General features: G+C 70.5%; 26 protein-coding genes. 9 read left to right on the top strand and 17 right to left on the bottom strand.

Annotated elements, in window-relative coordinates; translation table 11 throughout:
- The 9 genes from nuoF to mqnC all read right to left on the bottom strand — a co-directional run bounded on the left by nuoF (nucleotide 1) and on the right by mqnC (nucleotide 8,966).
- Nucleotides 1-1,332 (bottom strand): NADH-quinone oxidoreductase subunit NuoF, encoded by a 1,332-nt coding sequence (nuoF, locus tag Dvina_RS00920; RefSeq protein WP_223100480.1) that lies wholly within the window; start codon nucleotides 1,330-1,332, stop codon nucleotides 1-3.
- On the bottom strand, nucleotides 1,332-2,141 hold the full coding sequence (nuoE, locus tag Dvina_RS00915) for an NADH-quinone oxidoreductase subunit NuoE (RefSeq protein WP_223100479.1): 810 nt from the start codon (nucleotides 2,139-2,141) through the stop codon (nucleotides 1,332-1,334). Before nuoE ends, nuoF begins: the two co-directional genes overlap by 1 nt.
- Entirely contained in the window at nucleotides 2,141-3,457 is a 1,317-nt protein-coding gene (locus tag Dvina_RS00910) for an NADH-quinone oxidoreductase subunit D (RefSeq protein WP_223100478.1), read from the bottom strand. Before Dvina_RS00910 ends, nuoE begins: the two co-directional genes overlap by 1 nt.
- On the bottom strand, nucleotides 3,454-4,158 hold the full coding sequence (locus Dvina_RS00905) for an NADH-quinone oxidoreductase subunit C (RefSeq protein ID WP_223100477.1): 705 nt from the start codon (nucleotides 4,156-4,158) through the stop codon (nucleotides 3,454-3,456). The genes Dvina_RS00910 and Dvina_RS00905 overlap by 4 nt, the downstream gene beginning before the upstream one ends.
- Complete coding sequence (locus Dvina_RS00900) at nucleotides 4,155-4,838, bottom strand: NuoB/complex I 20 kDa subunit family protein (RefSeq protein WP_223100476.1); 684 nt, start codon at nucleotides 4,836-4,838, stop codon at nucleotides 4,155-4,157. The genes Dvina_RS00905 and Dvina_RS00900 overlap by 4 nt, the downstream gene beginning before the upstream one ends.
- A 27-nt stretch (nucleotides 4,839-4,865) precedes the next feature.
- A complete protein-coding gene (locus Dvina_RS00895; RefSeq protein ID WP_223100475.1) occupies nucleotides 4,866-5,231 on the bottom strand; it encodes an NADH-quinone oxidoreductase subunit A in 366 nt (121 codons plus the stop codon).
- 197 nt (nucleotides 5,232-5,428) lie between these two features.
- Complete coding sequence (locus Dvina_RS00890; RefSeq protein ID WP_223100474.1) at nucleotides 5,429-6,703, bottom strand: geranylgeranyl reductase family protein; 1,275 nt, start codon at nucleotides 6,701-6,703, stop codon at nucleotides 5,429-5,431.
- 332 nt (nucleotides 6,704-7,035) lie between these two features.
- Complete coding sequence (locus Dvina_RS00885) at nucleotides 7,036-7,683, bottom strand: demethylmenaquinone methyltransferase (RefSeq protein WP_246656471.1); 648 nt, start codon at nucleotides 7,681-7,683, stop codon at nucleotides 7,036-7,038.
- 41 nt (nucleotides 7,684-7,724) lie between these two features.
- The gene (gene mqnC, locus Dvina_RS00880; RefSeq protein WP_223100472.1) at nucleotides 7,725-8,966 is read right to left on the bottom strand and encodes a cyclic dehypoxanthinyl futalosine synthase; all 1,242 of its coding nucleotides are present in this window, start codon (nucleotides 8,964-8,966) and stop codon (nucleotides 7,725-7,727) included.
- A gap of 68 nt (nucleotides 8,967-9,034) precedes the next feature.
- Between mqnC and Dvina_RS00875 the strand changes: the two genes are divergently transcribed.
- On the top strand, nucleotides 9,035-9,970 hold the full coding sequence (locus tag Dvina_RS00875) for an aldo/keto reductase (RefSeq protein WP_223105241.1): 936 nt from the start codon (nucleotides 9,035-9,037) through the stop codon (nucleotides 9,968-9,970).
- Here Dvina_RS00875 and Dvina_RS00870 read toward each other — a convergent pair.
- The 7 genes from Dvina_RS00870 to paaA are packed head-to-tail and all read right to left on the bottom strand — an operon-like array spanning nucleotide 9,956 to nucleotide 14,825.
- Nucleotides 9,956-10,672 (bottom strand): anti-sigma factor, encoded by a 717-nt coding sequence (locus Dvina_RS00870; RefSeq protein ID WP_223100471.1) that lies wholly within the window; start codon nucleotides 10,670-10,672, stop codon nucleotides 9,956-9,958. The genes Dvina_RS00875 and Dvina_RS00870 overlap by 15 nt on opposite strands.
- Nucleotides 10,672-11,280 (bottom strand): sigma-70 family RNA polymerase sigma factor, encoded by a 609-nt coding sequence (locus Dvina_RS00865; RefSeq protein WP_343217128.1) that lies wholly within the window; start codon nucleotides 11,278-11,280, stop codon nucleotides 10,672-10,674. The genes Dvina_RS00870 and Dvina_RS00865 overlap by 1 nt, the downstream gene beginning before the upstream one ends.
- Before the next feature lie 58 nt (nucleotides 11,281-11,338).
- Complete coding sequence (gene paaE, locus Dvina_RS00860) at nucleotides 11,339-12,457, bottom strand: 1,2-phenylacetyl-CoA epoxidase subunit PaaE (RefSeq protein WP_223100469.1); 1,119 nt, start codon at nucleotides 12,455-12,457, stop codon at nucleotides 11,339-11,341.
- Entirely contained in the window at nucleotides 12,454-12,909 is a 456-nt protein-coding gene (gene paaD, locus Dvina_RS00855) for a 1,2-phenylacetyl-CoA epoxidase subunit PaaD (RefSeq protein ID WP_223105240.1), read from the bottom strand. The genes paaE and paaD overlap by 4 nt, the downstream gene beginning before the upstream one ends.
- Entirely contained in the window at nucleotides 12,903-13,604 is a 702-nt protein-coding gene (paaC, locus tag Dvina_RS00850; RefSeq protein WP_223100468.1) for a 1,2-phenylacetyl-CoA epoxidase subunit PaaC, read from the bottom strand. Before paaC ends, paaD begins: the two co-directional genes overlap by 7 nt.
- Nucleotides 13,601-13,879, bottom strand: a complete 279-nt coding sequence (gene paaB / locus Dvina_RS00845; protein ID WP_223100467.1) for a 1,2-phenylacetyl-CoA epoxidase subunit PaaB — start codon at nucleotides 13,877-13,879, stop codon at nucleotides 13,601-13,603. Before paaB ends, paaC begins: the two co-directional genes overlap by 4 nt.
- Nucleotides 13,872-14,825, bottom strand: a complete 954-nt coding sequence (gene paaA / locus Dvina_RS00840) for a 1,2-phenylacetyl-CoA epoxidase subunit PaaA (RefSeq protein ID WP_343217187.1) — start codon at nucleotides 14,823-14,825, stop codon at nucleotides 13,872-13,874. The genes paaB and paaA overlap by 8 nt, the downstream gene beginning before the upstream one ends.
- Before the next feature lie 304 nt (nucleotides 14,826-15,129).
- On the opposite strand from paaA, the gene Dvina_RS00835 reads away from it, so the two are divergent.
- Nucleotides 15,130-16,014, top strand: a complete 885-nt coding sequence (locus tag Dvina_RS00835) for a serine hydrolase (protein WP_223100465.1) — start codon at nucleotides 15,130-15,132, stop codon at nucleotides 16,012-16,014.
- A 32-nt stretch (nucleotides 16,015-16,046) separates the two neighbouring features.
- Here the strand turns inward: Dvina_RS00835 and Dvina_RS00830 are convergent, their stop codons facing one another.
- Nucleotides 16,047-16,907: a menaquinone biosynthetic enzyme MqnA/MqnD family protein gene (locus Dvina_RS00830; protein WP_223100464.1), complete on the bottom strand. Its 861-nt coding sequence runs from the start codon at nucleotides 16,905-16,907 to the stop codon at nucleotides 16,047-16,049.
- Nucleotides 16,908-16,972: 65 nt separating this feature from the next.
- On the opposite strand from Dvina_RS00830, the gene Dvina_RS00825 reads away from it, so the two are divergent.
- The 7 genes from Dvina_RS00825 (at nucleotide 16,973) to Dvina_RS00795 (ending at nucleotide 21,562) form a co-directional block, all read left to right on the top strand.
- Nucleotides 16,973-17,830, top strand: coding sequence for a hypothetical protein (locus Dvina_RS00825; protein WP_223100463.1), 858 nt, complete (start codon nucleotides 16,973-16,975; stop codon nucleotides 17,828-17,830).
- A 129-nt stretch (nucleotides 17,831-17,959) separates the two neighbouring features.
- Complete coding sequence (locus tag Dvina_RS00820; protein WP_223100462.1) at nucleotides 17,960-18,139, top strand: VOC family protein; 180 nt, start codon at nucleotides 17,960-17,962, stop codon at nucleotides 18,137-18,139.
- A gap of 36 nt (nucleotides 18,140-18,175) precedes the next feature.
- Nucleotides 18,176-18,313, top strand: a complete 138-nt coding sequence (locus tag Dvina_RS00815) for a hypothetical protein (RefSeq protein ID WP_223100461.1) — start codon at nucleotides 18,176-18,178, stop codon at nucleotides 18,311-18,313.
- 322 nt (nucleotides 18,314-18,635) lie between these two features.
- Entirely contained in the window at nucleotides 18,636-18,797 is a 162-nt protein-coding gene (locus Dvina_RS00810) for a hypothetical protein (RefSeq protein WP_223106263.1), read from the top strand.
- A 64-nt stretch (nucleotides 18,798-18,861) separates the two neighbouring features.
- The gene (locus Dvina_RS00805) at nucleotides 18,862-19,077 is read left to right on the top strand and encodes a ribbon-helix-helix protein, CopG family (protein WP_223100460.1); all 216 of its coding nucleotides are present in this window, start codon (nucleotides 18,862-18,864) and stop codon (nucleotides 19,075-19,077) included.
- On the top strand, nucleotides 19,074-19,424 hold the full coding sequence (locus Dvina_RS00800; RefSeq protein WP_223100459.1) for a type II toxin-antitoxin system PemK/MazF family toxin: 351 nt from the start codon (nucleotides 19,074-19,076) through the stop codon (nucleotides 19,422-19,424). Before Dvina_RS00805 ends, Dvina_RS00800 begins: the two co-directional genes overlap by 4 nt.
- Nucleotides 19,425-19,603: 179 nt before the next feature.
- Nucleotides 19,604-21,562, top strand: a complete 1,959-nt coding sequence (locus Dvina_RS00795; RefSeq protein WP_246655944.1) for a HelD family protein — start codon at nucleotides 19,604-19,606, stop codon at nucleotides 21,560-21,562.
- The last annotated feature ends 9 nt before the right edge of the window (nucleotides 21,563-21,571 follow it).

Below are 21,571 nucleotides of genomic sequence, written 5' to 3'. Positions count from 1 at the left end.
TCAGTGAGCTCCTACCAGCTCGCCATGGAACATCGGCGCCTTGCGGCCCTCGATGTAGTCCAGGTAGTCCTGCTTGAAGTACTTGATCGAGGACGTCACCGGGCTCGTCGCGCCGTCGCCGAGCGCGCAGAACGAGCGGCCCAGCAGGTTGTCGCAGGCGTCCAGCAGGGTGTCGAGGTCCTGGTGGGTGCCCTGGCCGGCCAGGATGCGGTGCAGGATGCGGACCATCCAGTAGTTGCCCTCGCGGCAGGGCGTGCACTTGCCGCAGGACTCGTGGTGGTAGAAGGCGATCCAGCGGTACGTCGCGTAGACGATGTCGTCCTGGTCCGAGAACACCTGGACCGCGGTGGTGCCGAGCATCGTGCCGACGCTCATCATGCCCTCGAAGTCCATCGGCGTGTCGAGGTGCTCGTCGGTGAGCATCGGCGTCGAGGAGCCGCCCGGCGTCCAGAACTTCAGCGAGTGCCCGGGCTGCATGCCGCCGGCGAGGTCGATGAGCTGGCGCAGCGTGACGCCGAGGCCGCACTCGAACTGGCCCGGGTGGTTGACCCGCCCCGAGATCGAGTAGATCTTCGGGCCGGGCGACTTCTCGGTGCCCATGCTGCGGAACCACGCCGCGCCGCCGAGCACGATGTACGGCACGCTGGCGATCGTCTCGACGTTGTTCACGACGGTCGGGGAGGCGTACAGGCCGTGGGTCGCCGGGAAGGGCGGACGCAGCCGGGGCTGGCCGCGGTACCCCTCCAGGGAGTCCAGCAGCGCCGTCTCCTCACCGCAGATGTAGGCCCCGGCACCGCTGTGCACGACCACATCGAGCGAGAAGCCGCTGCCGAGGATGTTCGCGCCGAGGTAGCCCTTGGCGTAGGCCTGCTCGACCGCTGCGCGCAGCCGCCGGGCCGCGTGGACCGCCTCGCCGCGGATGTAGATGGCGGCGAAGTTGGCCCGGATCGCGTAGGAGGCGATGATGACGCCCTCGACCAGCGCGTGCGGGTCGGCCATCATCAGCGGCAGGTCCTTGCAGGTGCCCGGCTCGCCCTCGTCGGCGTTGACCACGAGGTAGTGCGGCTTGCCGTCGTTCTGCGGGATGAAGCCCCACTTCATGCCGGTCGGGAAGCCGGCGCCGCCCCGGCCGCGCAGGCCCGAGTCCTTGACCAGCTGGATCAGGTCGTCCGGGTGGGACTTGAGCGCCTTGCGCAGCCCGGTGTAGCCGTCGAGCCGCTCGTAGACGTCGATCTTCCAGGCGTCCGGCGACAGCCAGCGCTTGGTGAGCACCGGCGTGAGAGCCGCGAGCGACTCCCGCGAGGGCTGGTAGTCGGCAGTGTTGATGGCCATCAGGCTTTGGCCTCCTTCTGCGGCATCGGCCCGTCGCCGGCCGGCTTCCCGTCCGACGCCGGCTTCGGCGCGGACGCGGGCGGCGCGTCGCTCTTCTTGGCCGCATCGTTCTGCTTTGCAGCATCTTCTTTCGAGGCGATCGGCGTCTCCGGGTCGAAGCCCGGCACCGAGATGCCGAAGCGCTCGGCGAGGCGGTTGCCCGCCAGCGTCGGCGCCCCGGCCGGACCGTCGGCGATGACGTCGTCGCCGCGGTCGTCGGCGAAGCCCGCCAGCTGCACCGCCATCTCCTTGAGCGTGCAGAGCCGGGTCCCGCGGGAGGGCTGCGGGCGCTCGCCGGCCTGCAGCTGCTTGACCAGCTTCAGCGCGGTGTCGTCGTTCACCTGGTCGAAGAACTCGTAGTTGACGGTCATCACCGGCGCGTAGTCACAGGCCGCGAGGCACTCGGCGTGCTCCAGCGTGATCTTGCCGTCGGCGGTGGTCTCGTCGTGCCCGACACCCAGGTAGTCGCTCAAAGCCTGATATGCCTGGTCGCCGCCGAGCACGCCGCACATCGTGTTGGTGCAGACGCTCACCAGCCAGTCGCCGGTCGGCTTGCGCTTGTACATGGTGTAGAACGTCGCAACCGCGCCGACCTGGGCCTTCGTGATCCCGAGGACCTCGGCGCAGAACGCGACGCCGTCCGGGGAGACGTAGCCCTCCTCCGACTGCACGAGGTGCAGCAGGGGCAGCAGCGCCGAGCGCGAGCGGCCCTCGGGGTAGCGCGCGATGATCTGACGCGCGCGCTCGCGCGTGAGCTCACTGAACACCATTAACGATCACACCCACCCATGACGGGGTCGAGCGAGGCGCCGCCCACGATGACGTCGGCCAGCAGGCCGCCCTCCGCCATCGCCGGGATCGCCTGCAGGTTGACGAAGCTGGGCTCGCGGTAGTGCACCCGGAACGGGCGCGTGCCACCGTCGGACACCGCGTGCACGCCGAGCTCGCCGCGAGGCGCCTCGATCGGCACGTACACCTGGCCGGGCGGCACCCGGAAGCCCTCGGTCACCAGCTTGAAGTGGTGGATCAGGGCCTCCATCGACTGGCCCATGATCTTCGCGACGTGCTCGAGAGAGTTGCCCAGGCCGTCGCCGCCGATCGCCAGCTGGGAGGGCCACGAGATCTTCTTGTCGGCGATCATGATCGGGCCCGGCTCCAGCCGGTCCATCGCCTGCTGCACGATCCGCAGCGACTGGCGCATCTCGTTGAGCCGCACCTTGTAGCGGCCCCAGGCGTCGGCCGTCGACTCGGTCGGGACCTCGAAGTCGTAGGTCTCGTAGCCGCCGTAGGGCTGCTGCTTGCGGATGTCCCAGCCGAGGCCGGCCGAGCGGAGCACCGGGCCGGTGATGCCGAGCGCCACGCAGCCGGTCACGTCGAGCACGGCGACGCCCTGGGTGCGCTCGCGCCAGATCGTGTTGCCGGAGAGCAGGTCCTCGTACATGTCGATGCGGTCCGGCATCCAGCCGAGCATCTCGCGGATCTTCGCCGCGGCCTCGTCGTTCAGGTCCTGGGCCAGGCCGCCGGGGCGGATGTACGCGTGGTTCATCCGCAGGCCGGAGACCAGCTCGAAGATGTCGAGGATGTACTCACGCTCGCGGAAGCCGTAGATCATCATCGACAGGGCGCCGAGCTCCATGCCGGTCGTGGCGAGCCAGACCAGGTGGGAGGAGATCCGGTTGAGCTCCATCATCAGGATGCGGATCGTCTGCGCCCGCTGGGTGATCTGGTCCTCGATGCCGAGGAGCTTCTCGACCGCGAAGCAGTAACCCGCCTCGTTGAACATCGGCGCGAGGTAGTCCATACGGGTCACGAAGGTGGTGCCCTGGGTCCAGTTGCGGAACTCCAGGTTCTTTTCGATGCCCGTGTGGAGGTACCCGATGACGGTGCGCGCCTCCGTGACGGTCTCGCCCTCGAGCTCCAGCACCAGCCGCAGCACGCCGTGCGTGGACGGGTGCTGGGGGCCCATGTTGACGACGATGCGCTCTTCGGATCCGGCCTCGTTGACGACCGAGTCCCAGTCCCCGCCGGTGACGGTGAAGACCTTGCCCTCGGTGGTCTCGCGGGCGGCGGCGTAGTCGGTGCTCACAGGTAACTCCTCCGCTGGTCCGGCGGCGGGATCTCCGCACCCTTGTACTCGACCGGCACGCCGCCGAGCGGGTAGTCCTTCCGCTGCGGGAAGCCCTCCCAGTCGTCCGGCATCAAGATTCGGGTCAGGTTCGGGTGGCCGTCGAAGACGATGCCGAACATGTCGTAGGTCTCGCGCTCCTGCCAGTCGGCGGTCGGGTAGACCTGGGTGACGCTCGGCAGGTGCGGGTCCTCCGCGGTGACGGCCGCCTCGAGGCGGATCCGCCGGCGGAACGTCATCGACGTCAGGTGGTAGACCGCGTGCAGGCGGCGGCCGTCCTGGCCCAGGTAGTCGACGCCCGAGACCGAGGAGAGCAGCTCGAAGCGCAGCGCGGGGTCGTCCCGCAGCGACTGGGCGACCTCGGCGATGCGCTCCGGCACGATGTGCAGCGTCAGCTCGCCGCGGTCGACGACGATCCGCTCGATCGCGTCGTGGAAGCCGGGGTAGGCCTCCTCCAGCGCGTCGACGATCTCGTCGAAGTCGCCGCCGTAGGGCCGCGGCGAGTCCAGCTCGACCGCGCGGCGGCGGCGCAGGCCACCGAAGCCCGACGTGTCGCCGGAGCCCTGGACGCCGAACATGCCGCGCCCGGCCGCCGTCGACGGCGGCGTCTGCGCCGTGGCGCCGAGTTGGGCGCCGACCGGCTCTACATTCGCCTCAGTCACTTGCCACCACCCTTGGGGTCGGCCAGGAGGCTGGCCCGCTCTTCCATCCACTTCTGGATGCGCAGCTGCTCCTCGTTGCCCTGGGCCACGGCCTTTGTCCACTCGGCGCGCTTGGCCTTGTCGAAGCGGTAGCTCGACGGCATCGCGCCCGGGGCCACCACCGGCGCGCCCTCGCGCTCGACCCGGGCCTCGATCATGCGGCGGCGCCGGTCGCCCAGCGGCTCGGCCATGACCTTGTCGTGCAGGCGCAGGATGGCGTCGATGAGCATCTCCGGCCGCGGCGGGCAGCCGGGCAGGTACATGTCCACGGGCACGATGTGGTCCACGCCCTGGACGATCGCGTAGTTGTTGAACATGCCGCCGCTCGACGCGCAGACACCCATGGAGAGCACCCACTTGGGCTCGGGCATCTGGTCGTAGATCTGGCGCAGCACCGGGGCCATCTTCTGGCTCACCCGGCCGGCCACGATCATCAGATCGGCCTGGCGGGGGCTGGCCCGGAAGACCTCCATGCCGAAGCGGGCCAGGTCGTAGCGCGCCGCGCCGGTGGCCATCATCTCGATGGCGCAGCAGGCCAGGCCGAAGGTGGCCGGCCAGAAGCTCGCCTTACGAGACCAGTTGACAAGCTTCTCGACGGTCGTCAGCAGGACGCCTGTCGGAACCTTTTCCTCGATGCCCATGGCGTCTATTCCTCGCTGTCCATTGGCTCAGTCCCAATCCAGCCCGCCGCGGCGCCACACGTAGGCGAAGGCGACGAACACGGTGACGATGAACAGGACCATCTCCACGAACCCGAAGAGGCCGAGCGCGTCGAAGTTCACGGCCCACGGGTACAGGAAGATGATCTCGATGTCGAAGACGATGAAGAGCATCGCGGTCAGGTAGAACTTGACCGGGAAGCGGCCGCCGCCGACGGGCTGCGGGGTCGGCTCGATGCCGCACTCGTATGCGTCGAGCTTCGCGCGGTTGAACCGGCGCGGGCCCACGAAGGGCGCGACGGCAACCGAGAAGAACGCGAAGAGGAACGCGAGGGCGAAGAGCCCGAGAATTGGAACGTACGGCGCGAGCGACATCGTGCTGCTCCGTCCTTTCGGCGAGCCCGCGGGGCAGTAGCCCTGGGGACCACTCAAGCTGTATGCGGTTTCACACTATTCGGTGATGGCTGGACGGCTTCGTCCGGGGCACCCCAAATATGGCCTTGGCCAGCATGTTTGGGGTGTGGATCTCTGGGTAGGGCGACTTGCCTCGTTGCGTTTTGCACAGGTTTTGCTCAGGCTGCAGGGGCCAGCCGGGTCATAGCGTTGATCACGCGGTCCATCGCGTCGCCGCCCCGCGGGTCGGTGAGGTTGGCGAGGAGCTTCAGCACGAACCGCATGAGGGTCGGGTGGGGCATGCCGTGCTTGGTGGCGATCCGCATGACCTGCGGGTTGCCGATGAGCTTCACGAACACGTTCCCGAGCCGGTAGTACCCGCCGTAGCGGGCCTTGAGCTCGGTCGGGTAGTTGGCGAGCACGCGCTCTCGCGCGGTGCCCGAGGGGCGGGCCAGCGCGTGGACGGCGATCTCCGCCGCCAGCTCGCCGGACTCCATGGCGTAGGCGATCCCCTCGCCGTTGAAGGGGTTGACCATGCCGCCGGTGTCGCCCACCAGGAGCACGCCCCGGGTGTAGTGCGGCACCCGGTTGAACCCCATCGGAAGGGCGGCACCCTGCGACTTGCCGTCGGCGTTGGCGGGGTCGTTGAGGCCCCACTCGGCCGGCGTGTTGTCGAGCCAGTCGGACAGCAGCGTCCGGTAGTTCGTCTTGCCGAAGGCGGAGCTGCTGTTGAGCACGCCCAGCCCGACGTTCACGCGGCCGTCGCCGAGGCCGAAGATCCAGCCGTAGCCCGGCAGCAGCTTGTCGCCGGACTCGCGGCTGCGCAGTTCCAGCCAGGACTCGAGGTAGTCGTCGTCGTGGCGCGACTCACTGCGGAAGTACTGCCGGACGGCCACGCCCATCGGCCGGTCGTCGCGCTTGGCGATGCCCAGCGCGAGCGCGAGCCGCCCGGACACGCCGTCGGCCGCGATGACCAAAGGTGCGCGGTACTCCCGCGGCTCCCGGTCGGGCCCGATGGCGCTCACGCCGACCACGCGCCCGGTCCGGTCGAGCACGGGGCCGGTGACGTTGGTCCCGACCCGCAGCTCGGCGCCGGCGTCGGTCGCGGCGGTGGCCAGCATGTGGTCGAAGTCCATGCGGGTGCGGGTCAGGCCGTAGTCCGGGAAGCTCGCGAGCTCCGGCCAGTCCAGCTCCAGCCGCACACCCCCACCGATGACGCGCAGGCCGCGGTTGCGCAGCCAGCCCTTCTCCTCGGTGGTGTCGATGCCCATGTTGATCAGCTGCTTCAGCGCGCGCGGCGTGAGCCCGTCGCCGCACACCTTCTCGCGCGGGAACTCGGTCTTCTCCAGCAGCAGAACCTTCAGCCCGTGCCGCGCAAGGTGGAACGCCGCGGACGATCCGCCCGGCCCGGCGCCGACGACGATGACATCCGCGTCTTTCCCGGTGTCGGTCACAGCCGTCACACCTCCTGCCCGTTCAGTTTCGCGCTCGGTTCGTGTTACTTCGCAGTCGTTTCTGCGTTCGTGAAAGTCTTCACAAAGTCGTCCGTTGAGCAGTCTAGAACCGTGAAGTGCACCGCTGTCGGTAAGGCGACCCTAATTTTTCACCCGTCCGGGCTGACCCTCGACCGCTCCGCCCGACGCGCGATTCATGACCCACTGCCCTAGCTTGTATGCCAACAGGTAGTGATCGCACGGTGATTGGCAGTAACAATTGGGCGGATCACCGACCCCGGACGCCGAAAAGCCCGCCCGGTGCGTGCGTCGGGCGGGCTCAGCGGGTCGGGTCAGATGCGGAAGCCGCGGTGGAGGGCGACGACGCCGCCGGTGAGGTTGCGCCAGGCCACCTTGCGCCAGCCGTTCTCGGCGATCTTCGCGGCCAGGCCCTCCTGGTTGGGCCACGCGCGGATGGATTCGGCCAGGTAGACGTAGGCGTCGGGGTTGCTGGAGACGCGCTTGGCGATCGGGGGGATCGCGCCGACCAGGTAGCCCTGGTAGACGGTGCGGAAGGGGCGCCAGGTCGGGGTGGAGAACTCGCAGATGACCAGGCGGCCGCCCGGCTTTGTGACGCGCGCCATCTCGGCCAGGGCGCCCGTCGTGTCGGCGATGTTGCGCAGGGCGAAGGAGATGGTCACCGCGTCGAACGTGGCGTCCGCGAACGGCAGGTGCAGGGCGTCGGCGGCCAGCAGCGGGACGTCGGGGCGCTTGGCCCGGCCCGCCTGGAGCATGCCGACCGAGATGTCGGCGCCCACCGCGTAAGCCCCCGAGCGGGCCAGCTCCAGCGTCGACACTCCGGTGCCGGCGCCGAGGTCGAGGACGACCTCGCCCGGCTTCGAGTCGAGGGCGAGGCGGGTCTCCTTGCGCCACACGCGGTCACGGCCGCCCGAGATGACGGTGTTCGTCAGGTCGTAGCGCCGGGCCACGCCGTCGAACATCGCCGCGACCTCGTGCGGCTCCTTGTCGAGGTTCGCGCGGGTCACGAGTTCACCGGAGCCGGGGTCAGGGGCAGGCTGCGGCCCGTGCCGCCGCCGGGGATGGCGATCGAGGAGAAGTGGGACTGGACGCGGTCGTCGGTGGGGTCGTCGGCCTCGGTCCAGTGGACCTTCAGGTGGCGGTACTGGGTGTCGCGCTGCGCCGGGATGCGGTCGGCGCCGCGGATGATCTCGATCAGCTCCGTGAGGCGGGAGCGGTGGCGGGCGCCCGCGGAAGAGATGACGTTTTCCTCGAGCATGATCGAACCCAGGTCGTCGACGCCCAGGTGCAGTGAGACCTGGCCCACGTCCTTGCCCGTCGTCAGCCAGGACGACTGCAGGTGCGGGATGTTGTCGAAGAACAGGCGGGCCACCGCGACCAGGCGCAGGTACTCCAGGCTCGTCGCCTGCGTCCGCCCCTTGAGGTGGTTGTTCTCCGGCTGGTAGGTCCACGGGATGAAGGAGCGGAACCCGCCCACCGTGCCGGCCAGGTCGGCCTCGACCGAGTAGCCGTTGGCGACCGCCTTGTCCTGGACGTCGCGGATGAGCCGCAGGTGCTCGATGCGCTCCGCGTTCGTCTCGCCGGTGCCCATCATCATGGTCGCGGTCGAGGAGATCCCCAGCCGGTGCGCGACGGTCATGACCTCCAGCCAGCGGGCGCCTGACTCCTTGAGCGGGGCGATCGCCTTGCGCGGCCGGTCGGGCAGCATCTCCGCGCCGGCGCCGGCGATCGAGGCCAGCCCGGCGGCCTTGATGCGGGTGATCGCCTCCTCGATCGAGGTGCCGGAGACCTTGGCCATGTGCAGGACCTCGGACGGGCCGATCGAGTGGATGACCAGCCCGGGGTAGTTGTCGCGGACGGCCGAGAAGAGCTCCTCGTAGTACTCCACGCCGTAGTCGGGGTGGTGGCCGCCCTGCAGCATCACCTGCGTGGCGCCGAGGTCGACCGCCTCCGCGCAGCGGCGCAGGATCTCCTCGGTGCCGTGCGTCCAGCCCTCGGCGTGCTTCGGCGCCCGGTAGAAGGCGCAGAACTTGCAGGCCGTGACGCAGACGTTCGTGTAGTTGATGTTGCGGTCGATGATGTAGGTGACGATGTTGTCCGGGTAGCGGCGGCGGCGCACGGTGTCGGCGGCCTCGCCAAGCGCGTGGAACGGCGCTTCCGTGTAAAGCAGCAGCGCCTCGTCGGGCGTGATTCGCCCGCCGTCGGCCGCACGCTGCAGAATCTCGCTGATCACCGGAGCAGTCACACCCAAGAGCCTACCCAGGCCGGCGCGGCCGTCGAGCGCCCGTGCCTAGGATCACTGAGGTGACTGATATGCGCTACCGGCGCCTCGGGCGCTCGGGCCTCACCGTCTCCGTGGTCGGCATCGGCTGCAACCAGTTCGGCCGGATCGACGCCGCCGCGACCCAGGCGGTCGTCGACGCCGCCTTCGACAACGGTGTCACGCTTTTCGACACCGCCGACATCTACGGTGCCACCCCCGGCGCGTCCGAGGAGGCGCTCGGCGCGGCCCTCGGCGCGCGCCGCGACGAGGTCGTGGTCGCCACCAAGTTCGGCATGAACGCCCGTGGGCTGCACGGCGCCGACTGGGGCGCGCGCGGCAGCCGGCGGTACATCGTCCGGGCCGCCGAGTCCTCGCTGCGCCGGCTCGGCACCGACTACATCGACCTCTACCAGATGCACGAGCCGGACCCGGCCACCCCGATCGACGAGACGCTGGCCGCTCTCGACGATCTGGTGCGGTCGGGCAAGGTGCGGTACATCGGGCACTCGAACTTCAGCGGCTGGCAGGCCGCGGACGCCGCCTGGGTGGCGCAGACCCGGCACCTGACCCCGTTCGTGAGCGCCCAGAACCGCTACTCGCTGCTCAACCGCGGGGTGGAGGCCGAGCTTGTGCCGGCCCTGGAGCACTACGGGCTGGGCCTGCTGCCGTTCTTCCCCCTCGAGATGGGGCTGCTGACCGGGAAGTACCGCCGCGGCGACGCCCCGCCCGCGGGCACCCGGCTGGCCCGGGAGGGCATGGAGCGCGTGCTCGCCGACGCACCCTGGGACCGCATCGAGAGGCTGCGGGAGTACTCCTCCGAGCGCGGCCTCGATCAGCTGACCGTCGCGATCGGCGGCCTGGCCGCGCAGCCCGCGGTGGCCAGCGTGATCGCCGGGGCCACGAGGCCGGAGCAGGTGGCGGCCAACGTCGCCGCGGCGGCCTGGCAGCCCACCGCGGACGACCTGGCCGAACTAGCGAAGCGTTAGCCCCCCGACGACCTCCGCCGGGTGGCCGGTCTTGGACCCGCCCCTCGGCTCCTTGCTCACGCCGAACTCTGGCGCCAGACCCTTGACATAGAAGCGGCCGCTTCCGGAGTCGGTCACGTCGAGCGGGCGGTAGCTCTTGTCCCCCGAGGAGCTCGTGGAGATCATCCAGAGCTGGTACGAGCCCTCGGGCTTCTTCAAGCCGTTGAGCACCGCCACCCCGGCGTCGTGTGACGGTGAGACGACCATGGTGACCACGCCGCCCTCCACCTGCGTGCTGACCAGTCGGGCGTCGGCCGCCGCGAGGACGGCGTCGATGCTGGCGCTCTGGGCGGCGTACTGCTGCTGCGTGATCGCGTAGGTCCCGGCGCTTGCCGCACCGGCGAAGACGACGGAGGCGGCGACACCCACGATCCAGGTCCGCACCAGGCTGCGCCGGCCCGACCGGCCCGAGGCGGCCGCGGCCTTCGGGCGCTCCTGCGGGGTGCTGTGCACCCGGGCCAGCACCGCGTCGCGCATCCGCGGCGGCGGCGCCTCGGCCACCGGCTGGGCCAGCCAGGCCGTGGTCTCCCGCAGCTCGGCCACCTCGGTGGTGCACGACTCGCAGTCGCGCAGGTGCCGCTCGAACGCGGCCCGCTCGATGTCGTCGACGGCGTCGAGCGCATAGGCGCCGACGAGGGCGTGAATGTCCACTGTCGCGGCCATCAGATGCTCACCCCCAGGCAGTCGCGCATGCGGATGAGCCCGTCGCGCATGCGGGTCTTGATCGTGGGCAGCGGCGTACTCAGGAGGTCGGCGACCTCCCGGTAGCTGTGGCCGCCGTAGTAGGCCAGCTTGATCGCCTCGCGCTGGAGGTCGGTCAGGGTGCCGAGGCAGCGGCGGACCTGCTGCTGCTCGATGTGGGCGGTCGCGGCCTCGACCACGTCGTCGTACGGCGTCTCGACACCGGCCGCGGCGGCCCGGCGGACCCGCTCGACGCCGGCCTGCTCGGAGCGGACCCGGTCGACGGCCCGGCGATGGGCGATCGTGAAGACCCAGGACGTGGCCGACCCGCGGGCCGGGTCGAAGCGGCCGGCCGTGCGCCAGACCTCGACCATCACCTCCTGGGCGACCTCCTCCGCCTGGGCGGGGTCGCGCAGGACGCGGCGGATCAGCCCGAACACCCGGGCCGACACCTGGTCGTACAGCGTGGCGAAAGCCCGCTCGTCGCCCCGGGCCACCGCGGCCAGCAGCTGGTTGGCGTCGGGCGGCAGCACCTGGGGTGACGGCACCGCGACGAGCCGCTGCGTGGGCCGCTCCTGTTCCGGTCTCATGTCGCTCATTCGGAGCGCCCCCGGCTCCGGATGGGTCCGACCTCGGCTTTGACACGCGTCATGCGTCGAAGTCAACCACCACACGGTCGGTGATCGGCATTGCCTGACAGGTCAGGACATACCCGGCGGCGAGCTCGTCGGGCTCCAGCGCGAAGTTGCGGGCCATCTCGACCCGGCCCTCGACGACCTTGGCCCGGCAGGTCGAGCAGACGCCGCCCTTGCACGCGTAGGGCAGCTCCGGCCGGGCCCGCAGCGCCGCGTCGAGCACCCGCTCGTCGTGGGCCATCGTGAAGGTCGTCGCGCGCCCGTCGAGCACGATGCCGACCTCGGCCTTCCCCTCCGGGCCGGCGTCCACCGCGTCCGCCCGCGCAACGGGGGGCGCGTCATCGACATGGAACAGCTCCGTGTGTACCGCGCCGTCCGGGACGTCCCGCGCGGACAGCGCGATCTTCGCGTCCAGCACCATGCCGTGCGGTCCGCAGAGGAACCACTCGTCGACGGTCCCGGCCGGCAGCAGCGCGTCGAGGACGGCGCCGATGCGGGCCTCGTCGAGCCGGCCGGACAGCAGCGCCGACTCCTGCGCCTCCCGGGACAGGACGTGGACCACGTGCAGCCGCTCGCGATGGCGGTCCTTGAGGTCGGCCAGCTCCTCGGCGAACATCACGGAGGCGGCGGCGCGGTTGCCGTACACGAGCGTCACCCGGCTCCCGGGCTCGGTCTCCAGCGCCGTGGCGGCCAGCGACAGCACCGGCGTGATCCCCGACCCGGCCGCAATTGCCGCATAGTGCCGCTCCCGGCCCGGGTCGAACGCGGTGGTGAAGTGCCCGAGCGGCGGCAGCACGTCGACCTCGTCGCCCGGGGCCAGCCCGGACAGGGCGTAGGTGGAGAACAGCCCGCCGGTGACCCGCTTGATGCCGATCCGCAGCTCGCCGTCGTTGCGCAGTCGGCTGGGGGTGGAGCTGATCGAGTACGACCGCCGGATCTCCTCGCCGGTCTCGGCGAACCGCCGGACCGTCAGGTGCTGCCCGGCCTGGAACATGAACAGTTCCCGCAGCTCCCGTGGCACGTCGAGGGTCACCGCTACGGCATCGTCGGTGAGCCGCTCCACGTCGACGACGGCGAGGCGGTGGAACTGCGGCCGCCGCTTCACCGGGCGGCGGATCTCGGAGACGGTCATATCGCCTTCACGCGCTCGAAGGGTTCGCGGCAGGCCCGGCAGCGCCAGAGCGCCTTGCAGGCGGTGGCGCCGAAGCGGGACAGCTCCTGCGTGTCCGGCGAGCCGCAGCGGGGACAGCGCACCGTGAGCGTGAGCACCGTCTTCTTCGCCGGTGGAGCGATCCCGGCCCGCTGCAGCTTGGCCTGGCCCGCGGGGGTGATCCAGTCGGTGGTCCACGGCTCGGCCAGGCTGGTGGCGACCTCGACGTCGCGGTAGCCGTCGGCGTGCAGCGCGGCGGTGATGTCGGCCCGGATGACGTCCATGGCCGGGCAGCCGGAGTACGTCGGTGTGATCGTCACCGTCACCCGCCCGTCCCGCTCCGTGACGTCGCGGAGGATGCCGAGCTCCTCGATGGTGACGACCGGCAGCTCCGGGTCGCGCACCGCGGCCGCCGTGGCCCGGGCGCTCACCAGGTCGCTCCGGGGTGGGCCCGGTGCAGCACCTGCATTTCGGCGAGCAGTTTCGAGAGCTCTTCCGTGTGTACTCCCACCCGCCCGCCGGAGGGCGCCCAGCCGTCGGCCGGCCGGGTGAGCGTCGCCTCGCCGAGCGTTCGCTCGATCTCGGCCAGCCAGGGCCGGCGCAGGTCGGCCGCGTCGCCCTCGAAAAGCTCGTGCGTATAGGGCCACAGGGCGTCGACCGCCGCCTGCATCCGCCGGTGCGACTCGTCAGTGCCGTCGCCGAGGCGGACGGTCCACAGGGCCGCGTGCTCGGCGTGGTAGGCGGACTCGGTGCGGGCCTTGGCCGCGATCTCGGCCAGCCGCCGGTCCGGGCCCTTGGCCAGGCTCTCGTAGCGCAGCCGCTGGAAGACGGCCAGGAAGAGCAGCTTGCCGATGGTCACCGCGAAGTCGCCGTTGTCCAGCTCGACGAGCAGCGCGTTGCGAAACTCGCGGTCGTCGCGCAGGTAGGCCAGGTCGTCCTCGGTGCGGTTCGCCGCTTCGCCGGCGTAGGTCAGGAAGAGGCGGGCCGCGCCGAGCTGGTCGAGGGCGATGTTGGCCAGCGCGATGTCCTCCTCCATCTCCGGCGCGCGCGAGCACCATTCGGCCAGGCGCTGGGCCGCGATGAGCGCGTCGTCGCCCAACTGGAGCGCGAGCGCTGCCGTGTCGCTCATATGTGCTCCGCGCCTTCCGGGACCGTGTAGAAGGTCGGGTGGCGGTACACCTTGTCGGCGGCCGGCTCGAAGAATGCGTCCTTCTCGTCGGGGCTGCTCGCGGTGATCTCGGCCGCCGGGACGACCCAGATCGAGACCCCCTCCTGGCGGCGCGTGTAGACGTCGCGGGCGTTGCGCAGCGCCATGGCGGCGTCGGGCGCGTGCAGGGAGCCGACGTGGGCGTGGGCCAGCCCGCGGCGCGGTCGCACGAACACTTCCCAGAGCGGCTCAGACATGTTGCTTCTCCGCGTAGGCCCGGGCCGCTTCCCTGACCCAGGCGCCGTCCTCGTGGGCGCGGCGGCGGTGGGCCATGCGCTGCCGGTTGCAGGGACCCTCGCCCTTGATGACGCGCATGAGCTCGTCGTAGTCGGGCTGGGTGTAGTCGTGCGCCCGGCGCTCCTCGTTCCACCTGAGATCCGGGTCGGGCAGCCGCAGGCCGAGCACTCCGGCCTGCTGGACGCACATGTCCACGAACCGCTGCCGCAGCTCGTCGTTGGAGAACCGCTTGATCTTCCAGGCCATCGAGCGCTCCGAGTGGGTGGAGTCGCCGTCGGGCGGGCCGAACATCGCCAGCGACGGATACCACCAGCGGTTCACCGCGTCCTGGGCCATCGCCTTCTGCTCCGGGGTGCCGTGCGACAGCGTGTGCAGGATCTCGTACCCCTGCCGCTGGTGGAACGACTCCTCTTTGCAGATGCGGATCATGGCCCGCGCGTAGGGCCCGTAGGAGCAGCGGCACAGCGGCACCTGGTTGACGATCGCCGCGCCGTCCACGAGCCAGCCGATCGCGCCGATGTCGGCCCAGGTCAGGGTCGGGTAGTTGAAGATCGAGCTGTACTTCTGGCGCCCGTCGACGAGCATCTCGACGAGCTCCTCGCGGTCGACGCCGAGCGTTTCGGCGGCCGCGTAGAGGTAGAGCCCGTGCCCGGCCTCGTCCTGCACCTTGGCCAGCAGGATCGCCTTGCGCTTGAGGGTCGGCGCGCGCGAGATCCAGTTGCCCTCCGGCTGCATGCCGATGATCTCGGAGTGCGCGTGCTGGGCGATCTGCCGGATAAGCGTCTTGCGGTAGGCCTCCGGCATCCAGTCCCGCGGCTCGACCTTCTGGTCGGCCGCCACTATCGCGTCGAAGTGGTCCGGCGCCTCGGTCTGATGGTCGAGGCGCCGCTCAGCGCTTGTCTGCATGTCCCGCTCAGCGCTGTCGACCTGCTCGAGAAGCGGGGCGAAGTCGTTGCCGTACACCCCCTCAGTGTTACAGCTGCCGACACGTCCGGCAAGAAGGTGTCACATCGCATCGAGCCAACTACCAGGGATCTTTGAGCGCGTCCCGGCTGCGGCCGGTGCGGTTGAAGGAAAGACTGATCGGGTAACCGCACACGCCGGGTGAGCTGCCGGTTCGCTTACGTGCTGTTAACACGGGGAATACCCGTCCATGACCGGCGGTCGATGGAATCGCTCGTATCGACCGCAAGGGAGGGATCGCCGACTGATGCGTAAGCGTGCCGGACTGAGCGCGTTCGTCCTGCTCGTCGCCGCCCTCCTGATCGGCGTGCCGTTCGTGTGGGGCAGCGACCTGCTCGGGGCCGGCGCGGACGCCGCCGCACCCGCCGCGCCCGCACCCGCGGTCGAGAGCCCGGCGGCCAGCGAGGCACCAACGCGCAAGGCGGCCCCCGCGGCCCCGACCGCCCCGGCCCTCCCGCCGGCCCTGGTGCATCCGGCCCAGGTCACGGTCGACGCCACGGGCTTCTGGTCCTGGACGGTCATCGACCGCCGCACCGGCGTGGCCGCGGGCTCCGACAACGCCGGCACCGCCCAGCGCACCGCCTCCATGATCAAGGCGTGGCTGGCCTCCGACTACCTGCGCCGCAACCCCAGCCCGAGCCGGTCGAACCTCGCCGAGCTGAGCGAGATGATTCGCAACAGCGACAACGACGGGGCATCGTACTTCTGGGGCCTGGACGGCAAGACGGCGAGCATTGCCCGGCTCATCCAGACGTGCGGGCTGACGGACTCCAAGGCGTACATCGACTGGGCGTCCACCCTTGTCTCCGCCCGCGACGCCGCCCGGATGGGCGCGTGCATAGGCGACGGCCGCGCGGCCGGCCCGAAGTGGACGGAGTGGCTGCTCAACGAGATGCGCAACGTCGCCGCCGACCAGAAGTTCGGCATCACCCCCGCCCTCCCCGCCGCCGAACAGGCCGGGACCGCGGTGAAGAACGGGTGGATCGCCCGCAGCGACGGCAAGTGGCACGTCAACTGCCTGGCCATCGGCGCCGACTGGGTCCTGAGCGTCCTGACCGTCTACCCGGCCGCGAAGGGCCAGGGCTACGGCGAGGACATCTGCTCCAGCGTCACGAAGCAGCTGCAGGCGTGATGGAGCACGGCCGGGCGGTCACGGCGAGGGGATCAGCCCTCGAAGAAGGCCGGCCCGCCGGGCGGGAGGGGCGGGACGGTGCCGCGCTCGGCGGCGCGGCGGGCGAACTCGCGCAGGCCCTCGACCTGGCGGGCGCCGAGCGAGAAGTCGAGCGCGCGGAAGTACGTGGCCAGGGATTCGGCCGACAGGGTCTCCTCCCAGCGGGCCGCGGCCGCCGCGACCTCGTCCAGCTCGGTGAGGCACAGCTCCTTCGACCGCAGGAACGCCTCGTGCACGTCCTTGACCAGGCCCGGGTGGGCGGCGGCGAAGTCGCGGCGCACGGCCCAGGCGGCGAAGACCATCGGCAGGCCGGTCCAGGTGCGCCAGGCCTCGCCGAGGTCGGTGACGTCCCAGGGCTGCTGCGGGGCGTCGTGCATCGCGCGCAGGGCGACGTCACCGATGATCACGGCGGCGTCGGCCTCGTCGAGCATGCGGGGCAGGTCGGGCGGGCTGTTGAAGTACTCCGGGCGGACACCGACGGCGGACTCGAGGTACATCTGGGCCAGCAGGACACCGGTGCGCGACGTGGCGCCGAGAGCCACCCGGCGGCCGTCAAGCGACGACAGCGGGCTCGTGGACACCAGGTTGACCGACAGAACCGGGCCGTCGCTGCCCACCGCGAGGTCGGGGAGCAGGAGGAGCTCGTCGGCGTGGCGGAGGTACTCGACGAGCGAGATCGGCCCGATGTCCAGGTCACCGGCCACGAGCGCGGTGTTCAGGCGCTCCGGGGAGTCCTTGAACAGATCCACGTCGATAAGCGCACCCGACCGCATCAGGCCCCAGTAGATGGGCAGACAGTTCAGGAACTGGATATGACCGACGCGGGGCCGTTGCAGTGCTGGCACACAGCCCATGGTGCCCCACAGTGACGGCGCCGCACGGGCAGGGCGGTGATTGTCACAGCGGATACTCTCGTGCGGTGCGCCGCCCACTCGCCGTGCTCACACTCGTCGCCGTGCTCGCGACGACCGCCTGCTCCGCCTCGGAGGACCCACCCGAGACGGTCAGCAGCCAGGGTGCCGTCGCGGCCGCCCCGTCGGACCAACCGTCGAGCAGCGAGGCGCCGAGCCCGGTGCCGAGCGGCCCGCTGTTCACGCCGACCCAGCCGGTGGCGATGAGCGTCAAAGGTTTCTGGTCGTGGGCCTTCTACGACCTGAAAGCCGATCAGTTGTACGGCTCCACGCCCAACGTCACGAGCGACACGGCCTCGATGGCCAAGGCGTGGGTCGCGGCCGACTGGCTGCGCCGCCAGGGCGATGCGAACAAGCAGCCCAGCAGCACCGCGCTCAACGAGCTCAGCCGCATGATCCGCGATTCGGAGACGGAGAACACGTTCAAGTACCACGTCGAGAACGGCAATCTGACCTCGATCAAGCGCATGATCTCGACCTGCGGCCTGACCGAGACAAAGGGCACCCAGAACTCCTGGAGCCTTACCCAGATGTCGGCCCGCGACGTGGCCCGCCTGGCCAAGTGCATAGGCGACGGCCGCGCGGCCGGCCCGAAGTGGACGAACTGGCTGCTCAACGAGATGCGCAACGTCCGCGGCCCTGGCCGCTTCGGCCCCATCGAGGTCCTACCGGCCGACCTGCAGAAGTCGACGGCGATCAAGAACGGCTGGCTGGCCCGCGACGACGGCCAGTGGCACATCGCGTGCATGGCCCTGGGCGACGGCTGGAGCCTGGGCATCATGGCCCACTACCCGAGCTCGCTGGGCAAGGACTACGGCGTGAAGACGTGCCGCGAGGTGACGAAGCAGCTGCTGACCCGGCACTGAGCAGCGGCACGCAACCCCGCGCGGGCGGGCGGCCCTCTACGCGGACCCGGCCGGCGCGGTCTTCGGCGCCTGGCAGAAGGTCCGATTCGCCGGCGCCCCGAGCTGGGCGCCGTCTGTTGGAGCGAGACCGTGACGCGGGACGTCCCCGCCTCGGCCGAGTTCTACGGCCAGATCTTCGGCTGGACCGACCAGGAGGGTGCGGCGCCGGGCGTGACGATGGAATACCACGAGTGGGTCTCCCACAACCGCGTGGTCGGCGGCCTGAGCGTCATGGACGAGCGCTATCCGGCCGGCACGCCGCACCACTGACGCACGGTCTTCTCGATCGACGACTGCTCCGGCTTCATGGCCCGCGCCGGCGAGCTCGGCGGCCGCGTCCTGGCCGGGCCGGTCGACGCCGGCATCGGCCAGGCGTGCCAGATCGTCGACCCCACCGGCGGCCCGGTCATGGCCATCGACGTGATCCCCGAGCTGCGCCCCTGATCGGCAGCGCGGAGTGCGTCGCGAGGGCGGGCGGGGCAGCGTAATGTGGTCTGCCGCTTGATGGCCCCGCACTCGAAACCGAGCTCCCGCCGAGCGAGCGCACCTCACCGCGTCCCCCAACCCCGGAACTGACACACTCCCGAAATACTGGGGCCGGCGCCCTATCGGCGGCGGAGCAGGGCGCGAGTGTCGACTTCGATCGAGAAAGGACGGTCGGCGCTCAGCGTCTCGCCGTCCTTCGCGACCGCGTGCTCGACGTAATGCTGGCCGTCGAGGCGCAGTGGTCGGTGCCGGGCTCACGAGCAGGCTCGCGTCCGGGCCGATGCGTGACATCGTCGCCACCATCCAGCCCGAGCAGGACGCACTCGTGCGGGCCGAGCTCGACGAGTCCATCTGCCTGCAAGGGGCGCCGGGGAAGGGCTTCCCGGACCCCGGAAATCGGCACACTTCCCGGAGCCGGATCGAGCAGCTCGTCGGCGCTTGAACAGCCCCTGGCCATATGCCTCGGCTGGTAGCAAGCATGGTAGGAAGACGGTAGGATACGCGGTATGAAGGTGAGTGTGAGCCTCCCCGCGGATGACATCGACTTCGTGGACCACTACGCCCGCGAGCGCGGCACGACCCGCTCAGCCGTCATGCACGAGGCCGTCCAGATGCTTCGCCGCCGCGACCTCGCCATGGACTACGAGGCGGCCAACGACGAATGGGTGTCCAGCGGCGAGGCCGAGATCTGGAACGCCGTCACCGGTGACGGCCTGCGGTGAGGCGGGGTGACGTATTCCTCGCCGACCTCAACCCCGTGATCGGATCGGAGGCAGCCAAACGCCGGCCTGTGATTGTCGTGAGCAACAACGCCGCCAACCGCAGCGCCGTGTCGCGAGGACAGGGTGTCGTCACCATCGTCCCCGTTACCAGCAACACCGCCCGCGTGTATCCCTTCCAGGTAAGACTGCCGGCGGATCCGGCGATCGGCCTGAACGTCGAGTCCAAGGGCCAAGCCGAACAGGTCCGCTCGATCGACGTCGCACGCATGAGCCAACGGCTCGGCACACTCCCGCCGACGTTGATGCGCCAACTGGACCAGGCACTCCGACTGCACCTGGAGCTGTAGCGGCGCACGCATGCGACTGCTGATATTCGGTGGAGCCACCCGGCGAGCGGCGGGTAACGTGAATGGCCGCTTGACGGCCGCGGTGAGGTAGCCACCGCAGCGGACGTCCCACGCGCCAGGCCGGCCCGAGAGCTGGGCCTGGATACGCGAGCGAGCCGAATGCGATCTAAGGATCACCCGTGCCCGCACTCGAAACCGAGCTCGCCGCCGAGCGAGCGCACCTCACCGCGTCACGGCTGGCGCTCAAGCGCATGCGGGAGCACGCCGAGGACCTCTTCGCCAGCGGCGATCAGGTGGCCGGCGACCCGTTCGCGGCGGAGACGCTCGGCCGGCACCTCGCCCGGCGGATCGCCGACCTGGCCGACAACCCCGACACGCCGCTGTTCTTCGGGCGGCTGGACATCGACGAGCACCGGTACCACGTCGGGCGCCGCCACGTCACCGATGCGGTCGGCGAGCCGATGGTGCTCGACTGGCGAGCGCCGCTCAGCCGCAAGTTCTACCAGGCCAGCGCGGTGGACCCGCAGGACGTCGAGGTGCGGCGGCGGTTCGGGTTCGTCAAGGGAGAGCTCACCAGCTTCGAGGACGAGCACCTGAGCCGGGGCGAGGAGCAGGGGACCAGCCAGATCCTGCTCGACGAGATCGAGCGGCCGCGCGTCGGGCCGATGCGCGACATCGTCGCCACGATCCAACCCGAGCAGGACGCGCTCGTGCGGGCCGAGCTCGACGAGTCCATCTGCGTCCAGGGCGCACCCGGGACCGGCAAGACCGCGGTCGGCCTGCACCGGGCCGCCTACCTGCTGTATCTGCACCGCGAGCGGCTGCGCCGGGCCGGCGTGCTGATCGTCGGGCCCAACTCGGCGTTCCTGCAGTACATCGCCAGCGTCCTGCCGACCCTCGGCGAGCTCGAGGTGCGCCAGTCGACGGTCGAAGGGCTGCTCAGCACCCCGATCCGCAGCGTCGACAGTGAAGCCGCGGCGGCTGTCAAAAATCAGGAGAAGCTGGCGGTGGTACTGCAAGAGCGGCTGCTGGCGAAAATCGCGCGACCAGAGGCGCCGCTGCAGGTGTCCGACGGCTCCTACCGCTGGAGGATCTCGGTCGAGGCGCTGCGGCGGATCGTCGACGACGTGCGGCGGGAGGCGCCGCCGTACGGGATCGGCCGCGAGCGCGTGCGGGCCCGGATCGTCTCGATGCTCATGCTCCAGTCCGAGGCTCGCCGCGGCGACTCGCCGAGCGAGGGCTGGCAGCGGCGGATGGGCAAGGCGGCGCCGGTGCTGGAGGTCCTGGACCGGGTCTGGCCCGCGGTGACCCCCGAGCAGCTGGTCTTCGAGGTCCTCAGCGACCCCGCGACCGACCTCCTCGACGAGGCGGAGCGGGCGGCCATCGCCTGGGCCAAGCCGCCCAAGACCGCCAAGTCGGCGAAGTGGAGCGCGGCCGACGCGGTGCTCATCGACGAGGCCGCCGGGCTCATCGACCGGGTGCCGTCGTTCGGGCACGTGGTCGTCGACGAGGCCCAGGACCTCTCGCCGATGCAGGCCCGGGTCATCGCCCGGCGCAGCGAGCACGGATCGATCACGCTGCTCGGCGACCTCGCACAGGGCACGGCGCCGTGGGCGGCCCGGGACTGGCGGGTGCTGCTGGCCCACCTCGGCAAGCCCGGTGCCCGGGTGGTGCCGCTGACCACCGGCTTCCGGGTGCCCGCGGCGGTCGTGGCGCTGGCCAACCGCCTGCTGCCGGCGCTGGGGGTGGATGTCCCCGAGGCTCGTTCACTTCGGACCGACGGCGCGCTCACTGTCAGTACAGTCGCGGATATCGCTTCGGCAGTTGTCGAAAAAACTCGCGCCGCGTTGCACCATCCGGGCTCGATCGGCGTGATCGCCGCCGACGCGGCCGTCGGTCGCCTCACCGATGCGCTGCGGGAGGCCGGGCTCGAGGACCCCGAACGCATCGTCGTGCTGCCGGCGAGCCTGGCCAAGGGCCTTGAGTACGACCACGTGATCGCGGTCGAGCCGAGTGAGATCGTGGCCGCCGAGCCCCGCGGCCTCAACCGGCTGTTCGTGGTGCTGACCCGCGCCGTTTCCCGGCTCGACGTCCTGCATTCGCACCCTCTGCCAGACGCGCTCCAGGGACTGTCGTGAGCCCCCGGG

The sequence above is a fragment of the Dactylosporangium vinaceum genome (assembly GCF_019904175.1).
Classification (GTDB): domain Bacteria; phylum Actinomycetota; class Actinomycetes; order Mycobacteriales; family Micromonosporaceae; genus Dactylosporangium; species Dactylosporangium vinaceum.
This window is presented reverse-complemented; position numbering and strand designations above follow the sequence as displayed.

What these genes read in the sequence shown, in the direction of transcription:
- nuoF (WP_223100480.1), bottom strand. Translation starts at nt 1,332, where the DNA reads ATGGCCATCAACACTGCCGACTACCAGCCCTCGCGGGAGTCGCTCGCG.
- nuoE (WP_223100479.1), bottom strand. Translation starts at nt 2,141, where the DNA reads ATGGTGTTCAGTGAGCTCACGCGCGAGCGCGCGCGTCAGATCATCGCG.
- Dvina_RS00900 (WP_223100476.1), bottom strand. Translation starts at nt 4,838, where the DNA reads ATGGGCATCGAGGAAAAGGTTCCGACAGGCGTCCTGCTGACGACCGTC.
- Dvina_RS00895 (WP_223100475.1), bottom strand. Translation starts at nt 5,231, where the DNA reads ATGTCGCTCGCGCCGTACGTTCCAATTCTCGGGCTCTTCGCCCTCGCG.
- Dvina_RS00885 (WP_246656471.1), bottom strand. Translation starts at nt 7,683, where the DNA reads ATGTTCGACGGCGTGGCCCGGCGCTACGACCTGACGAACACCGTCATC.
- Dvina_RS00875 (WP_223105241.1), top strand. Translation starts at nt 9,035, where the DNA reads ATGCGCTACCGGCGCCTCGGGCGCTCGGGCCTCACCGTCTCCGTGGTC.
- Dvina_RS00870 (WP_223100471.1), bottom strand. Translation starts at nt 10,672, where the DNA reads ATGGCCGCGACAGTGGACATTCACGCCCTCGTCGGCGCCTATGCGCTC.
- Dvina_RS00865 (WP_343217128.1), bottom strand. Translation starts at nt 11,280, where the DNA reads ATGAGACCGGAACAGGAGCGGCCCACGCAGCGGCTCGTCGCGGTGCCG.
- paaE (WP_223100469.1), bottom strand. Translation starts at nt 12,457, where the DNA reads ATGACCGTCTCCGAGATCCGCCGCCCGGTGAAGCGGCGGCCGCAGTTC.
- paaC (WP_223100468.1), bottom strand. Translation starts at nt 13,604, where the DNA reads ATGAGCGACACGGCAGCGCTCGCGCTCCAGTTGGGCGACGACGCGCTC.
- paaB (WP_223100467.1), bottom strand. Translation starts at nt 13,879, where the DNA reads ATGTCTGAGCCGCTCTGGGAAGTGTTCGTGCGACCGCGCCGCGGGCTG.
- paaA (WP_343217187.1), bottom strand. Translation starts at nt 14,825, where the DNA reads ATGCAGACAAGCGCTGAGCGGCGCCTCGACCATCAGACCGAGGCGCCG.
- Dvina_RS00835 (WP_223100465.1), top strand. Translation starts at nt 15,130, where the DNA reads ATGCGTAAGCGTGCCGGACTGAGCGCGTTCGTCCTGCTCGTCGCCGCC.
- Dvina_RS00830 (WP_223100464.1), bottom strand. Translation starts at nt 16,907, where the DNA reads ATGGGCTGTGTGCCAGCACTGCAACGGCCCCGCGTCGGTCATATCCAG.
- Dvina_RS00815 (WP_223100461.1), top strand. Translation starts at nt 18,176, where the DNA reads ATGGCCCGCGCCGGCGAGCTCGGCGGCCGCGTCCTGGCCGGGCCGGTC.
- Dvina_RS00810 (WP_223106263.1), top strand. Translation starts at nt 18,636, where the DNA reads ATGCGTGACATCGTCGCCACCATCCAGCCCGAGCAGGACGCACTCGTG.
- Dvina_RS00805 (WP_223100460.1), top strand. Translation starts at nt 18,862, where the DNA reads ATGAAGGTGAGTGTGAGCCTCCCCGCGGATGACATCGACTTCGTGGAC.